This is a genomic window from Streptomyces sp. NPDC051555 (genome assembly GCF_044454405.1).
In the GTDB taxonomy this organism is placed as follows: Bacteria; Actinomycetota; Actinomycetes; order Streptomycetales; family Streptomycetaceae; genus Streptomyces.
Map to the genome: position 1 here is coordinate 241,659 of NZ_JBITDP010000008.1, position 14,025 is coordinate 255,683.

A 14,025-nucleotide genomic window follows, 5' to 3' on the forward strand; every position below is an offset into this window, starting at 1 on the left:
GGGCAGTCTAGAGAGGGCCCCCGAGGGGTGGAACGGGGTGTGCGTCACCGTCGCGGCCCCGCGGGACCCCGGGGCCCGGTCGGCCGGCGGCGCCGGCGAACCCGGCCCGGCGCAGGGCCGCGGCCACGGCCAGTCCCAGCACCCGGTGCCCCTCGTCGTTGGGGTGCAGCCCGTCGGCCAGGTGGCCCGAGTCCAGCAGATCGCGCCCCGGGAGCAGCACGAGCCGCCCGTCCCCGGCCGCGACCCGCTCCCGTACGGCGCGCTCCATCGCGTCGCGCAGCGCGCCCAGGGTGGCGCCGAGCCGGTTCGGGGTGCGTTCGGCGTCGGGGCGCAGCACGGGGGAGAGGAGCAGCAGCGGGGTCCGCGGGTGCCCCTGGCGCACGAGCTCGACGAAGGCGCGCGTGGTCTCGTACATGAGGGGGGCGGAGAAGGGCACCCGCGACCAGCAGTTGGTGCCGAAGGCCAGGGTCAGGGCGTCGGCGGGCAGGGCGGCGAGCTGCTCGGCGGTGGCCAGTTCGCCGCGGGCGGCCCCCGCGTAGCCGAGGTTGACGGCGTCCCAGCCCAGCGCCCGTCCGGCCACGGCGGTCCAGCCGTGGGCGGGGCGGGTGGACCACCAGCCCTCGGTGATGGAATCCCCGTGCACCACCCAGCGCGGCGCCCGCGGGGCCGGGGCGAGCGGCCCGCCGACCCCGCGCAGGCCCAGCACCAGCGGGGCCTGGGCCTCGGGCGGGTGGAGGGTGAAGGGACCGCCGCCGGGCGGCAGTCCTATGCGCACGACGGCCTCCGCGGCCGGTTCGGTGAAGACCTCGCTCAGCCGCCCGGTCCGGTCCCACAGGGCGAAGCCGTGCGCGAGGTCGCGCAGCGCGTCGGTGGGTCCGGGCACGGTGGCCCGGTAGCGGATCTCCACCGCGTGCGCCGCGGGACCGGCGGTGAACTCCAGGCGCACCCCGATCGGCAGGGTGGCCCGTTCGCCGGTGTCCCAGGGCAGCCGCGCCGTGTCGGCGGGATCCGCGCGCACGGGCCGCCCCTTCTCCAGCCAGGCCACTCCGCGCAGGAAGGGGCCGGGGTCCAGCCAGCGCTGGTCGTGCACGTCCAGATCCGTGTGATCCATGCCGGCACGCTGCGCGATATCTGACGAGGTGTCAATGAAGGGGGACGAAAGGGACCCGCGCACTGATCGATCATCCGCGCGCAACAAAGGACCATTGCGGCCGGATCCGCGCAATGATAGTGCGGCAATGTGCAAGGATGATGCATTACGGGCGGCTTATCCCAGCTCGTAGGCTCACTCGCTGTACGTGGAGTGGTGCGACTGCCTGCTCGGCGGTCCCCCATGCCCAGGCTCTGCCTGTCCCTGCTCCGGATCGCTGCGGTCGACGCCGTCGTTTCTCCGATCCCGCAGTGTCAAAGGAGTCCCCTCGTGCTCGACCACGGCCAGGCGCCGCCGCTCACCCCCGAGCCCTCGCGGCCCGCCCGCCCCCTGCTGCACTCCCTGATCCGCCGCAAGCCCGTCGAGCGGCTCGTGGCCGAGGGCGGTCAGGGCGAGGGCGGTTCGCTGCGCCGCTCGCTCACCATGTGGCAGCTGACCATGCTCAGCATCGGCGCCACCCTGGGCACCGGCATCTTCGTCGTCCTGGGCGAGGCCGCCCCGCTCGCCGGACCGGCCGTCACGATCTCGTTCGTCATCGCGGGCGTCACCGCACTGCTGTCCGCCCTGTCCTACGCGGAGCTGGCCGGGTCCATACCGGTCTCCGGGTCCTCGTACTCGTACTCCTACGCGACCATGGGCGAGCTCGTCGCCTGGGTCTGCGGCTGGTGCCTGGTCCTGGAGTACGGCGTGTCGGTGGCGGCCGTGGCCGTCGGCTGGGGCGAGTACCTCAACGAGCTGCTCGACGGCACCCTCGGCTTCACCATCCCCGAGGCGATCTCCTCCCCGTACGGCGAGGGCGGCTACATCAACCTGCCGGCGCTGGTCGTCGTCCTGCTCGCCATGGTCTTCCTGATGGGCGGCGCCAAGGAGAGCGCCCGGGTCAACTCGATCATGGTCGGCGTCAAGATCGTCACGCTGCTGCTCTTCATCGGCATCGGCTTCATGGGCGTCAAGTCCGGCAACTACTCCAACTTCGCGCCGATGGGCCAGGCGGGCATCAGCGCCGCCGCGGCCACCCTGTTCTTCTCGTACATCGGCTTCGACGCCGCCTCCACCGCCGGTGAAGAGGCCAAGAACCCCAAGCGGGACCTGCCGCGCGCGATCATGCTCTCGCTCGCCATCGTCACCCTGCTGTACGTGCTCGTCGCCTTCGTCGCCGTAGGCGCCATGCCGTGGCAGGACTTCGGCGGCACCGAGGCCGCGCTCGCCCAGATCATGAAGGACGTCACCGGTCAGAGCTTCTGGGGCGTGGTGCTCGCCGCGGGCGCCGTCATCGCCATCGCGTCCGTCGTCTTCGCCGTGCTCTTCGGCCAGACCCGCATCCTCTTCGCGATGTCCCGCGACGGCCTCGTCCCCAAGGTCTTCGCCAAGGTCAACAAGAAGACCGGCGCACCCCGCGCCAATGTGGTGATCGTGTCCCTCTTCTGCGGCGCCCTCGCGGCCTTCATCCCGCTGGGTGAACTCGCGAACGCGACCAGCATCGGCACGCTCTTCGCCTTCGCCCTGGTCAACGTGGCCGTCGTGATCCTGCGCTACACGCGGCCCGAGATGAACCGCACCTTCAAGGTGATGCTCTTCCCCGTCACCCCGGCCCTCGGCTTCCTCGCCTGCGGCTACATGATGTACAGCCTTCCCGCCGCCACGTGGATCGTCTTCGGTGGCTGGATGGTCGTGGGCCTCGTGTTCTACTTCGGGTACGGCATCCGCCGCTCCCGACTGGCCACGGCAGAGAAGTGATCCACCCGCAGTGCGACTGAACGATCTCGACGAACGCATCGTGCACGCCCTCGCCGAGGACGCCCGCCGCTCCTACGCGGACATCGGCTCCGAGGTCGGCCTCTCCGCCCCGGCGGTCAAGCGGCGCGTGGACCGGCTGCGCGCCGAAGGGGCCATCACCGGCTTCACCGTCCGCGTCGACCCGGCCGCGATGGGCTGGGAGACCGAGGGCTTCATCGAGATCTACTGCCGCCACAACACCTCGCCGGACGACATCCGGCGGGGCCTGGAGCGGTATCCCGAGGTGGTGTCCGCGTCGACCGTGACGGGCGACGCGGACGCGCTGGTCCAGGTCTTCGCCTCGGACATGCGCCACTTCGAGCGGGTGCTGGAGCGGATCGCGGGCGAGCCGTTCGTGGAGCGGACGAAGTCCGTCCTGGTCCTCTCCCCGCTGCTGCGCCGCTTCACCTCGGGCGCCCCGGCGTAACGCTTCCCGCGCGGGGCCCGGGGGTGGGGCCCGGGGGTGGGGCAGGGCGGGCCCGGTGCAGGTACCGGGGAAAGCTGCGTAGACCCGAAGGGTGACGCAACGAATCGCCGTTAAGGGCCTGAAAGACGCAACGGATCGCTCGGCTGGACGCAACAGACATGCCTTGTCGACCGTCGGCAGCATCCGTACCGTCTATAGGAACCCGCCCCTCCTGCCCCAGAGGTCGTCCATGCCTGCCCTGCGCACCGCTCTCCTCCAGAGTTCCGGACGGCCCGGCGATGTCGCCGCGAACCTGACGGCCCTCGACGAGGCCGCCGGCCGCGCGGCGGGCAGCGGGGCCGGGCTCCTGGTCACCTCGGAGATGTTCCTGACCGGGTACGCCCTGGAGGTCCAGGAGATCGCCGAGCTCGCCGAGACCAGCGACGGCCCGTCCGCCGTCGCCGTCGGCGAGATCGCCCGCCGTCACGGGGTGGCCGTGCTCTACGCCTACCCCGAGCGGGACGGCGCGGCCGTCTTCAACTCCGCCCAGCTGGTCGGCCCCGACGGCACGCGCCTGGCGAACTACCGCAAGACCCACCTCTTCGGCTGCTTCGAACAGGACGCCTTCACCCCCGGCGACGCCCCCGTCGTCCAGGCGGACCTGAACGGCCTCCGCGTCGGCATCATGATCTGCTACGACGTCGAGTTCCCGGAGAACGTCCGCTCCCACGCGCTGGCCGGCACCGACCTGCTCCTCGTGCCGACGGCGCAGATGCACCCGTTCCAGTTCGTCGCCGAGCAGCTGGTACCGGTCCGGGCCTTCGAGAACCAGATGTACATCGCGTACGTCAACCGCACGGGCCCCGAGGGCGAGTTCGAGTTCGTCGGACTCAGCTCCCTGGCCGGCCCCGACGGCACCACCCGCACCCGCGCCGGTCGCGGCGAGGAGCTGGTGTTCGGCGAGGTCGACCCCGAGCTGCTCCAGGCGTCGCGCGCCAACAACCCGTACCTGCGCGACCGCCGCCCCGGGCTCTACGCCTCCCTGATCTGACCCCTTCCCCAGCCCTGCCGCAAGGAGACGTGCCCCCATGACGTCCACGGTCCCCACCACCGCCGTCCCGCACAGCGACGGACAGCCGCCGATCACCATGTTCGGTCCGGACTTCCCGTACGCCTACGACGACTTCCTCGCCCACCCGGCGGGCCTGGGTCAGATACCGGCGACCGAGCACGGCACCGAGGTCGCCGTGATCGGCGGCGGGCTGTCCGGGATCATCTCCGCGTACGAGCTGATGAAGATGGGCCTGAGGCCCGTCGTCTACGAGGCCGACCAGATCGGCGGCCGACTGCGCACCGTGGGCTTCGAGGGCGCCGGCACGGAGGGGCTGACCGCGGAGATGGGCGCCATGCGCTTCCCGCCGTCCTCCACCGCGCTCCAGCACTACATCGACCTCGTCGGCCTGGTGACCGAGTCCTTCCCGAACCCGCTCGCCGAGGCCACCCCCTCCACGGTCGTCGACCTCAAGGGCGAGACGCACTACGCCGAGACCATCGCCGACCTCCCGCAGGTCTACCGCGACGTGGCCGCCGCGTGGAACGCGTGCCTCGACGAGGGCGCGGACTTCTCCGACATGAACACCGCGATGCGCGAGCGGGACGTCCCGCGCATCCGCGAGATCTGGGCGAAGCTCGTCGCGAAGCTCGACGACGAGACCTTCTACGGGTTCCTCTGCAAGTCCGAGGCCTTCCAGTCCTTCCGCAAGCGCGAGATCTTCGGTCAGGTCGGCTTCGGCACCGGCGGCTGGGGCACCGACTTCCCGAACTCCATCCTGGAGATCCTCCGCGTCGTCTACACCGAGGCGGACGACCACCACCGCGGCATCGTCGGCGGCTCGCAGCAGCTGCCGCTGCGCATGTGGGACCGCGCCCCCGAGAAGATCCTCCACTGGGCCCAGGGCACCTCGCTGTCCACCCTGCACGACGGCGCCCCGCGCCCGGCGGTCACCCGCCTGCACCGCACGGCCGGCAACCACATCACGGTGACCGACGCCTCCGGCGACATCCGCACCTTCCGCGCCGCGATCTTCACGGCGCAGTCCTGGATGCTGCTGTCCAAGATCGAGTGCGACGACACCCTCTTCCCGATCGACCACTGGACGGCGATCGAGCGCACCCACTACATGGAGTCGTCCAAGCTCTTCGTCCCGGTGGACCGGCCGTTCTGGCTGGACAAGGATGAGGAGACGGGCCGCGACGTCATGTCGATGACGCTCACCGACCGGATGACGCGCGGGACGTACCTGCTGGACAACGGCCCGGACAAGCCGGCCGTCATCTGCCTCTCCTACACCTGGTGCGACGACAGCCTGAAGTGGCTGCCGCTGTCCGCGAACGAGCGGATGGAGGTCATGCTGAAGTCCCTCGGCGAGATCTACCCCAAGGTCGACATCCGCCGTCACATCATCGGCAACCCGGTCACCGTCTCCTGGGAGAACGAGCCCTACTTCATGGGCGCCTTCAAGGCGAACCTGCCGGGCCACTACCGCTACCAGCGGCGCCTGTTCACCCACTTCATGCAGGACCGCCTCCCCGAGGACAAGCGCGGCATCTTCCTCGCGGGCGACGACATCTCCTGGACGGCGGGCTGGGCCGAGGGCGCCGTGCAGACCGCGCTGAACGCCGTGTGGGGCGTCATGCACCACCTCGGTGGCGCGACCGACTCGACCAACCCGGGCCCCGGCGACCTCTACGACGCCATCGCCCCGGTGGAGCTGCCCGAGGACTGACCGTCCCGGCCTCCCGCCGCACCACGGGCCGCCCCCGCGCCACGAGCGCGGCGGCGGCCCGTTCCCATGTCGGGGTCCGGGAGCGGGGCCTACCCCACCGCCCAGGCGGAGCCGGTCTTCTGCCGGACCGGTGTCAGCAGGCAGCGGCCGACCAGGCCGACGCCCGCGTCCAGGGATTCCTCGAACTCCTCGGCCAGGTCGGGGGAGCGGCGCAGGGTCCACAGCAGCCGGGCCGAGGCCCAGGCGCCGTCCCGGGCGCGCTGCAGGCTCCACGAGCCGACCAGGTGGGTGAGCGGATCGGCGATCTGGAGCAGATCGGGCCCCGGCATCAGCTCCTCCCGGATGCGTTCCTCCAGGGCGACCAGCGTGTCGCCGATCCGGTCGAAGTCGGCTTCCAGCGCTGCCGGTTCGCAGTCCAGGGTGCGGCAGGTGGTGACCACCGCGAGGGCCAGGTCGTGCCCGATGTGCGCGTTGATCCCGGCGAGGGCGTGTTGGAGGGGCCGTACGCCCGGGTGGCGCCGGTACTGGAAGAGCGGCCGCCAGCAGGCGGGCGTACGGTCCCCCTCGGCGGCCGCGTCGACGGCCATCAGGTACCGCTCGGCGAACCGCACGCCCAGCACCGCCGCCCGGCGCGGCCCGGGGAAGCCCCCGTGCTCGATGCGGCGGTGCAGGGTCTCGGTCACCGTCAGGTACACCCGGTTGAAGACGGCGACGCCGTCGTGTTCGGGCAGTCGCTCGTCCAGGGCGCGCATCCGCGCGAGCACCGCTTCCATGCAGGCAGGTTCGCAGCTGGCGCCGCATCCCGGGAGACTTGGCCCGGTACTTCGCCGGTTCGGGCGAACCTGCCCGTGGCGGGAGGGTCAGGACCGCCCGGTGGGGGTGCCCGGGGCGCCGGGGGCGGCGGGGGTGTCCGGGGCGTTCGCCGCTGCCGCGGGGTCCTCGCCGCCCGGTGCGTCGTAGGTCGAGGTCCCCGAATCGAGCAGCGGCTCGTGCTCCTTCATGTGCGCCGGGGCGAAGTAGCGCAGCACGTGGTAGCCGGTGATGACCACGAGGGTGCCCAGCGCGATGCCGCCGAGCTGGAAGTTGTCGCTGATCTTCAGGCCGACCCCGCCGACGCCGATGATGATCCCCGCCGCGGCCGGCACCAGGTTCAGCGGATTGCGCAGGTCCACCCGGCCGTTGATCCAGATCTGGGCGCCGAGCAGGCCGATCATGCCGTAGAGGATGACCGTGATCCCGCCGAGCACCCCGCCGGGGATGGCCGCGACGACCGCACCGAACTTGGGGCACAGGCCGAAGAGCAGCGCGAAGCCGGCGGCCGCCCAGTAGGCGGCGGTGGAGTAGACCCGGGTGGCGGCCATGACGCCGATGTTCTCGGAGTACGTGGTGTTCGGCGGCCCGCCGACCGCGGTGGAGAGCATCGAGGCGGCGCCGTCGGCGGCGATCGCGGTGCCGAGCTGGTCGTCGAGCGTGTCGCCGGTCATCTCGCCGACGGCCTTGATGTGCCCGGCGTTCTCCGCGATCAGCGCGATGACCACGGGCAGCGCGATCAGGATCGCCGACCACTCGAACTGCGGGGCGTGGAAGGACGGCAGCCCGATCCAGTCGGCCTCGGCCACGCCCGACAGGTCCAGGCGCCAGTGGTCCACGGCCGCGCCGCCGCCCACCGTCGAGTGGATCTTGCCGAAGAGCAGGTCGAAGAGGGCCGAGATGCCGTATCCGAAGAGCAGCCCGAGGAAGATCGCGATCCGGGACCAGAACCCGCGCAGGCACACCACGGCGAGCCCGGTGAAGGCCATCACCAGCAGGGCCGTCCACTGGTCCTGGGGCCAGTAGGTCGAGGCGGTGACCGGCGCGAGGTTGAAGCCGATCAGCATCACGACCGCGCCCGTGACCACCGGCGGCATCGCCGCGTGGATGATCCGGGCGCCGAAGTGCCGCACCGCCAGGCCGGCGAGGAAGAGGGCCGCGCCGACGACGAGCACGGCGCCGGTGACGGTCGCGCTGCTCCCGCCGCCCGCCCGGATCGCGGCGGCGACGCCGACGAAGGAGAGGGAGCAGCCCAGGTAGGACGGGATCCGGCCGCGGGTCGCGAGCAGGAAGATCACCGTCGCGATGCCGGACATCATGATGGCCAGGTTCGGATCCAGGCCCATGAGCACCGGCGCGACGAAACTCGCGCCGAACATGGCGACCACGTGCTGGGCGCCGAGCCCCGCGGTGCGCGGCCACGTGAGCCGCTCGTCCGGCCGGACGACCGCGCCGGGCGCGGGTGTCCGGCCGTCGCCGTGCAGGGTCCAGCGCACGCCGAGGCCCATGGTGAAACTCCGTTTCGCGATGCGGCAGCCGCAGGCGCCGACCGGGTGGGTGCCGACCGGGGGGTCGAACGTGCCGAGTATGCCGACTGTGCCGCGTGTGGGGGGATCGATGACCGGGCCGAAGGACGGCCGAGGTCATATTACGGCTGGATAGCGGCAGGTTCGTCCTGATTGCCGGTCGCGGTGCCCTTCGGCCGGTCCGCCGCATCCGTACCGGCCGCCGGCGCCGGTCCCGCGCCGAGCTTCGGGCGCAGTACGGTCGCCCCCGCGACCAGCGCCAGGGCCAGCAGCGTGACCAGCCCGAAGGACACCACCAGCGAGGTCGCGTCGGCCACCGCGCCGATCGCGGAGGGGGCGACCAGCCCCGACGTGTAGGTGATCGTCGCCACCCCGGCGAGGGCCTGGGCCGGGGCCGGGCCGCTGCGGGCGGCGGCCGCGAAGGCCAGCGGGACCACCACCGCGATGCCGAGCCCGATCAGGCCGAAGCCCGCGAGCGCACCCGCGGGATGCCGGACGAGGACCACCAGCAGGCCGCCCGCCGTGGCCAGCAGGCCGCCCGCCCGTACGGTGCGCACGGGGCCGAAGCGGTCCACCACCTTGTCGCCCGCGAGCCGGGCCGCCGCCATGGTGAGCGCGAACATCGTGGTGGAGGCGGCGGCGAGCCCGGCATCGGTGTGCAGCACGTCCCGGAAGTAGACCGCCGACCAGTCCATGCTCGCGCCCTCCGCGAAGACCGCGCAGAAGCCGATCGCCCCGATGACCAGCGCCGATTTGGGCGGCAGCGCGAAGCGCGGCGGCGCTTCCTCCTCCTGGCCGCCCCGGAGGTCGAGCACGCCGCGCACCGCGACCAGGGCGACGGCGGTCAGGGCGAGCGCCGCGAACAGGTGGTGCACCCGGGCGTCGGCCCCGGCGTGCGCGGCGACCGTACCGGCGGCCGAGCCGACGAGGGCGCCCACGCTCCACATGCCGTGCAGCGAGGACATGATCGAGCGGCCCAGCCGGTTCTCGGTCTCGACGCCGAGCGCGTTCATCGCCACGTCCGACATGCCCGCGCTCGCGCCGTAGACGAGGAGCAGCAGGCAGAGGGAGAGGAGGTCGGGGGCGAGGCTCGGCAGGATGAGGGACAGGGTCCACATCGCGATCAGCCCGCGCAGCGCGTTGCGCGCGCCGAAGCGGTGGTTGATCCGCCCGGCCAGCGGCATCGCGATCGCCGCGCCGACCGCGGGGAAGGCGAGCGCCATGCCGAGGGTGCCCGCGCTGAGCTGGGCGTGTTCCTGGATCCAGGGGATCCGGGTGGCGAAGCTGCCGGTGACCGCGCCGTGGGCGCAGAAGACGGCGGCTATGGCGATGCGTGCGCGGCGCAGGCGGCGCGGTGTCAGCTCTGTTTCCCCGGTCATGGCTGCCAAACTATCAGGAACCCTACCTGATAAATAAGTCCCCGGTTCCTTCTAGGATGGCCGGGTGACTTCCGCACCCGCATCCGCAGCCCCGGCCGCCGCTCCCTCACCCGCCTCGCCGAGCACGGCCCGGGCGATGAACGACCGGCTGGCGCTCCGGCTCCTGCAGGAAGAGGGGCCGCTCACCGCGACCCAGCTCAAGAAGCTGACCGGGCTCTCCCGCCCCTCCGTCGCCGACCTCGTCGAGCGCCTGACCGGCGCCGGGTTGATCGAGGTCGTCGGCGAATCGGGCGAACAGCGGCGCGGACCGAACGCCCGGCTCTACGGGATCGTCGCCCGCCTCGCCCACCTCGCCGCGCTGGACGTGCGCACCGACGGGGTGACCGCGGTGATCACCGACCTGCTCGGTCGGCCGCTGGCCCAGGCGCGACTGCCCGCCGACGCGGTCGAGGAGGCGGTGACCCGGCTGGAAGAGCTCGCCCGGGAGGCGGGCGCGGCGCCGCTGCACACGGTGGTGGTCGGCGCGCCCGGGCTGGTCGTGCCGGCCAGCGGCGAACTGCGCACCCTGCGCGGCCTGCCCTCCTGGCACCGGGACCTGGTGGCCGCGCTCCAGCGGCGGCTGCCCGCCGTGGTCGTCGTGGAGAACGAGACCAACCTCGCCGCGCTGGCCGAGCAGCGCCTGGGCGCGGCCCGCGATGTGGACTCCTTCGTGCTGCTGTGGCTGGGCGCCGGGGTGGGCGCGGCCGTGGTCCTGGACGGGCGGCTGCGCCGCGGGGCCTCCGGGGGCGCGGGCGAGATCGGCTTCCTGCCGGTGCCGGGCACGGTGGGGCTGCCCTCCGCGACGGACTGCGGCGGAGGTTTCCACGGGCTGGTCGGGCGCGAGGCGGTGGCCGCGCTCGCCGCCGCGCACGGATACGCGGGGCCGGTGGAGGACGCCGCCGCCGGGGCCGCGGGGGAGGGCTTCCTCGACGCCTTCGCCGAGCGGCTCGCCCTGGGCGCGGCCGCGGTGACGGCGGTGCTGGACCCCGGCTGCGTGGTCCTCGGGGGCGAGCTGGGCCGGGCGGGCGGAGCGGCCCTGGCGGCCAGGGTCGCGGACCGGCTGGCCCGGCTGACCCCGGTGGCCACGGAGGTCCGCGCCACCACCCTCGGCGATCCGGCGGTGCTCCAGGGCGCCCGGCTGGCCGCCCGGGACAGCGCCCAGGACGCCCTGTTCGGCGCTCCGTAGCCCCGTAGCCCCTCCGGCGCCGGCGTACCGGGGCGGGGCGGACGCGCGAGGACCCGGTGGCCGCCGGGCCACCGGGTCCTCACGTGCTCAGGAGTTCAGGTACTCATCGGGCCGCTGGGCCCCGCGCGGGGTCAGCAGGCCCCCTGGTCCTTCCAGACGCCCCAGTCACCGGTGGTGCCGGGCTCTTCGTTCTGCGTCCACCACTGGGCCTTCCAGTTGTGGCCCTTGTGCGAGACGACCGTCCCGCCGGTGTAGGTGTTGCCCGCGACGTACGCCGGGTTGGCGCAGGTCCCGCCCGGGGGCGTGGTGGGCGGCGTCGTCGGAGGAGTGGTCGGGGGAGTCGTCGGCGGGGTGGTGGGCGGGGTGGTGGGCGGCGTCGTCGGGGGAGTCGTCGGCGGCGTGGTCGGGCCCCCCGGCTCGACCACGGTGGTGCCGCGCGCCAGGTCACCGGCGATGCCGTAGGTCTTGCCGCCGAAGGTCACGGTCCAGTTGGACGGGGTGGAGGTCGGCAGGTAGTAGACGAAGTCCAGCTCCACCGAGGCCCCCGGGGCCAGCGTCTGCCAGGCCGGCAGCTTCAGGGAGACCCGGTTGTAGTCGCCCTTCAGGCCGCCCACGTTGGTGCCCGAGTGGTCGCTGCGGATCACCGTGGTGCCCCAGCCGGACTGGTCCTTGGCGTTGCTCGGGGCGGAGGAGGAGTAGTCGAACTGGAACTCCGTGCCGCCGGGCAGGGCGGCCGTGGTGTTGTTGGTGATCTTCAGCTTGGGGCTGATCGGGTAGTTCGAGTCGCCGAGCGGGAACTGGCCGAACTCGGTGTCCACCTTGATCGCCTCGGTCGGCATCGTGATGGTGGCGCGCTTGGCGCCGTACGGGGCGGCCGCCTTGAACTTGTCGTACATCGCCGTGGTGAGCGTGTTGCCCATCTCGTACTGGCCCTTGGCGGCGTTGTAGGAGTAGTCGCCCGCCAGCTCCCAGACCATCGTGCCGCCGATGCCCTTGTTGACCACGTAGTCGGCCTTGGCGTTCACCGACTGCTCGTCCTCGGTGGAGAGGAACACCTTCTTCTGGGCGTTCCACAGCCACGGCGCGACCAGGGTCGAGTCGTACTTGCGGACGTAGGTGCCGGTCAGGGTGGTGTTCGCCGGGAAGCCGTACTTGGTGACGTAGTCGCCTACGACGCCCTTCTCCAGGTTCTTGGCGTGCCACATCGGGTTGGAGCCGGCCGGGGCCTCGACCCCGTTGGAGTCCAGGTCGTGCCACAGGTTGTCGATGCCGACCGCGCCGTCACCGCACTTGGTCAGCCCCGCGCCCGCCGGGCAGTTGGTGGCCGGGGCCTTGCCCCACAGGCCGTCCGTGCCGCCCTGGACGTTCTTGAAGCCGCGGGTGTAGTACGGCAGGCCCATGTTGATCCGGCCGGCCGGCATGGAGCCGCGGAAGTAGTGGTAGGCCCAGTCGGAGTTGAGGTACCCGATGCCGCCGTACTGGGAGGTCGAGTAGACGCCCGCGGAGGCCAGCTCGGCGTCCTTGCCGTCGTCGAAGAGCGAGGCGTTGGGGCCGACGTACTCGTTCCAGGCGCCGTGCAGGTCGTAGGACATGATGTTGACGTAGTCCAGGTACTTCTGCATCTGGAACGTCTCCATGCCCCGCAGCAGGTAGCCGGAGGAGGGGGCGGCGACGGAGAGCAGGTAGTGCTTGCCGTCGGTGGCGCCCGCGCGGTCGAGCTTCTCGCGCAGCGACTTCATGAGCGCGGCGTAGCCCTTGACCAGGCCCGCGCGACGGGCGTTGGAGAGCTGCCAGTCGAGCGGGTTGCCCGCGTCCTTCATGGTGGTCGGGTACTCGTAGTCGATGTCGACGCCGTTGAACCCGTACTTCCGGATGAAGTCCACGGAGGAGTTCGCGAAGGTGTCGATGCCTGCCTGGTTCACCGAGCCGTCGGCGTTGGTGGCCATGGAGTAGAAGCCGCCGGAGTTCACCCGGTTGCCGTCGTCGCCGAAGTAGCCGCCCGTCTCCGCCCAGCCGCCGACCGAGATCAGCGTCTTGACGTTCGGGTACTGCTTCTTGAACTTGGTCAGCTGGTTGAAGTGGCCCTTGTAGGGGAGCGAGGGGTCCATCTCCGCGCCCGCCACGCCCGGCCAGGTCATCCCGGTGGCGGCGTTGTTCGGGCCGTCCGCGCCGACCGAGAGCTTGTTGTCGGAACCGACGTGTCCGAAGGCGTAGTTGAGGTGGGTGACCTTGTCCCACGGGATGTTGTTGGCCAGGTAGGCGGGGGTGCCGTCCTTGCCGGTGCGCCAGCCGGTGAAGTAGCCGATCACCCGTCGCTGGTGATCGGCGCCCATCTTCTCGCGGCCCTCGGCGTCGTAGACCGAGCAGTAGGGGACGTCGACGCCCGGAGTCTTGTAGAGCCCGTCGGGTCGACAGCTCTCGTTGTCGGCGGCGTGCGAGACGCCTGCCGAGAGGCCGCCGATGAGCAGGCCCGCGATGGCGGCACCGGATGCCAGCAGCATGGATCTGGTGCGCGTGGGGGACAGCATTGTGCCTCCTGGGGAGGGGAGGTGACAGGACACAACGTGCGTAAAGGTGGCGCTGATCGGCCCGTGACGTGCGCACATCGGCGGGCCGGCTCCCGGGGAAGATGAAGGGAACGTTAAGAGGACTAGACCAACCCGTCAATAGGTCTGGACCAAAGCCGAACCCTCGGAAAGTTGCGCCGAACGTGTGAGCCAGGCCACAAGTACTTGCGTGCATGGCTTCCGATCACCCGTGGCACACTGGCCCTAGTACCAGTAGCAGCGCACTCCGGGGTCGGTGTAATTCCGAACCGGCGGTTATAGTCCGCGACCCGTCCGCATCCAGCGGCCGGTTGACCAGGTGAAATTCCTGGACCGACGGTTAAAGTCCGGATGGGAGGCAGTGCGCGGCGGGCCAGTCACCGGTACGCCGCCGTCGGCGGTTCGTCGGCGTAACCCCCAG

At 71.8% G+C, this 14,025-nt stretch carries 10 protein-coding genes and 1 riboswitch; of the genes, 5 read left to right on the forward strand and 5 right to left on the reverse strand.

Features of this window, described 5'->3' with window-relative positions; translation table 11 throughout:
• Positions 1–7 precede the first annotated feature (7 nt).
• Positions 8–1,111 carry a GDSL-type esterase/lipase family protein gene (locus ACIBEA_RS19275; RefSeq protein ID WP_399262369.1) on the reverse strand — a complete coding sequence of 368 codons (1,104 nt, stop codon included), beginning with the start codon at positions 1,109–1,111 and terminating at the stop codon, positions 8–10.
• A 309-nt stretch (positions 1,112–1,420) separates the two neighbouring features.
• Between ACIBEA_RS19275 and ACIBEA_RS19280 the strand changes: the two genes are divergently transcribed.
• The 4 genes from ACIBEA_RS19280 (at position 1,421) to ACIBEA_RS19295 (ending at position 6,118) form a co-directional block, all read left to right on the forward strand.
• Positions 1,421–2,887 carry an amino acid permease gene (locus ACIBEA_RS19280; protein WP_399262371.1) on the forward strand — a complete coding sequence of 489 codons (1,467 nt, stop codon included), beginning with the start codon at positions 1,421–1,423 and terminating at the stop codon, positions 2,885–2,887.
• Between the two features lie 10 nt (positions 2,888–2,897).
• Positions 2,898–3,353, forward strand: coding sequence for an Lrp/AsnC family transcriptional regulator (locus ACIBEA_RS19285; protein ID WP_007262967.1), 456 nt, complete (start codon positions 2,898–2,900; stop codon positions 3,351–3,353).
• 229 nt (positions 3,354–3,582) lie between these two features.
• Positions 3,583–4,383, forward strand: a complete 801-nt coding sequence (locus ACIBEA_RS19290) for a carbon-nitrogen hydrolase family protein (protein ID WP_399262374.1) — start codon at positions 3,583–3,585, stop codon at positions 4,381–4,383.
• A gap of 37 nt (positions 4,384–4,420) precedes the next feature.
• Positions 4,421–6,118 carry a flavin monoamine oxidase family protein gene (locus ACIBEA_RS19295; RefSeq protein WP_399262376.1) on the forward strand — a complete coding sequence of 566 codons (1,698 nt, stop codon included), beginning with the start codon at positions 4,421–4,423 and terminating at the stop codon, positions 6,116–6,118.
• Between the two features lie 89 nt (positions 6,119–6,207).
• Here the strand turns inward: ACIBEA_RS19295 and ACIBEA_RS19300 are convergent, their stop codons facing one another.
• The 3 genes from ACIBEA_RS19300 to ACIBEA_RS19310 all read right to left on the reverse strand — a co-directional run bounded on the left by ACIBEA_RS19300 (position 6,208) and on the right by ACIBEA_RS19310 (position 9,833).
• Positions 6,208–6,891: a DUF5995 family protein gene (locus tag ACIBEA_RS19300; protein ID WP_399262378.1), complete on the reverse strand. Its 684-nt coding sequence runs from the start codon at positions 6,889–6,891 to the stop codon at positions 6,208–6,210.
• An 87-nt stretch (positions 6,892–6,978) separates the two neighbouring features.
• The gene (locus ACIBEA_RS19305) at positions 6,979–8,436 is read right to left on the reverse strand and encodes a uracil-xanthine permease family protein (protein ID WP_399262380.1); all 1,458 of its coding nucleotides are present in this window, start codon (positions 8,434–8,436) and stop codon (positions 6,979–6,981) included.
• 140 nt (positions 8,437–8,576) lie between these two features.
• Complete coding sequence (locus tag ACIBEA_RS19310) at positions 8,577–9,833, reverse strand: MFS transporter (protein ID WP_399262382.1); 1,257 nt, start codon at positions 9,831–9,833, stop codon at positions 8,577–8,579.
• Between the two features lie 136 nt (positions 9,834–9,969).
• Here ACIBEA_RS19310 and ACIBEA_RS19315 point away from each other — a divergent pair, with 136 nt between their 5' ends.
• Positions 9,970–11,058, forward strand: a complete 1,089-nt coding sequence (locus tag ACIBEA_RS19315; RefSeq protein WP_399262497.1) for an ROK family transcriptional regulator — start codon at positions 9,970–9,972, stop codon at positions 11,056–11,058.
• A 131-nt stretch (positions 11,059–11,189) separates the two neighbouring features.
• Here the strand turns inward: ACIBEA_RS19315 and ACIBEA_RS19320 are convergent, their stop codons facing one another.
• Positions 11,190–13,586: a chitinase C-terminal domain-containing protein gene (locus ACIBEA_RS19320; RefSeq protein WP_399262384.1), complete on the reverse strand. Its 2,397-nt coding sequence runs from the start codon at positions 13,584–13,586 to the stop codon at positions 11,190–11,192.
• A 256-nt stretch (positions 13,587–13,842) separates the two neighbouring features.
• Positions 13,843–13,973: riboswitch (FMN riboswitch) on the forward strand.
• The last annotated feature ends 52 nt before the right edge of the window (positions 13,974–14,025 follow it).

Excerpts from the sequence above, each read along its gene's own strand:
- ACIBEA_RS19275 (WP_399262369.1), bottom strand. The coding sequence starts at position 1,111 with ATGGATCACACGGATCTGGACGTGCACGACCAGCGCTGGCTGGACCCC.
- ACIBEA_RS19290 (WP_399262374.1), top strand. The coding sequence starts at position 3,583 with ATGCCTGCCCTGCGCACCGCTCTCCTCCAGAGTTCCGGACGGCCCGGC.
- ACIBEA_RS19300 (WP_399262378.1), bottom strand. The coding sequence starts at position 6,891 with ATGGAAGCGGTGCTCGCGCGGATGCGCGCCCTGGACGAGCGACTGCCC.
- ACIBEA_RS19320 (WP_399262384.1), bottom strand. The coding sequence starts at position 13,586 with ATGCTGTCCCCCACGCGCACCAGATCCATGCTGCTGGCATCCGGTGCC.
- ACIBEA_RS19315 (WP_399262497.1), top strand. The coding sequence starts at position 9,970 with ATGAACGACCGGCTGGCGCTCCGGCTCCTGCAGGAAGAGGGGCCGCTC.
- ACIBEA_RS19310 (WP_399262382.1), bottom strand. The coding sequence starts at position 9,833 with ATGACCGGGGAAACAGAGCTGACACCGCGCCGCCTGCGCCGCGCACGC.
- ACIBEA_RS19295 (WP_399262376.1), top strand. The coding sequence starts at position 4,421 with ATGACGTCCACGGTCCCCACCACCGCCGTCCCGCACAGCGACGGACAG.
- ACIBEA_RS19305 (WP_399262380.1), bottom strand. The coding sequence starts at position 8,436 with ATGGGCCTCGGCGTGCGCTGGACCCTGCACGGCGACGGCCGGACACCC.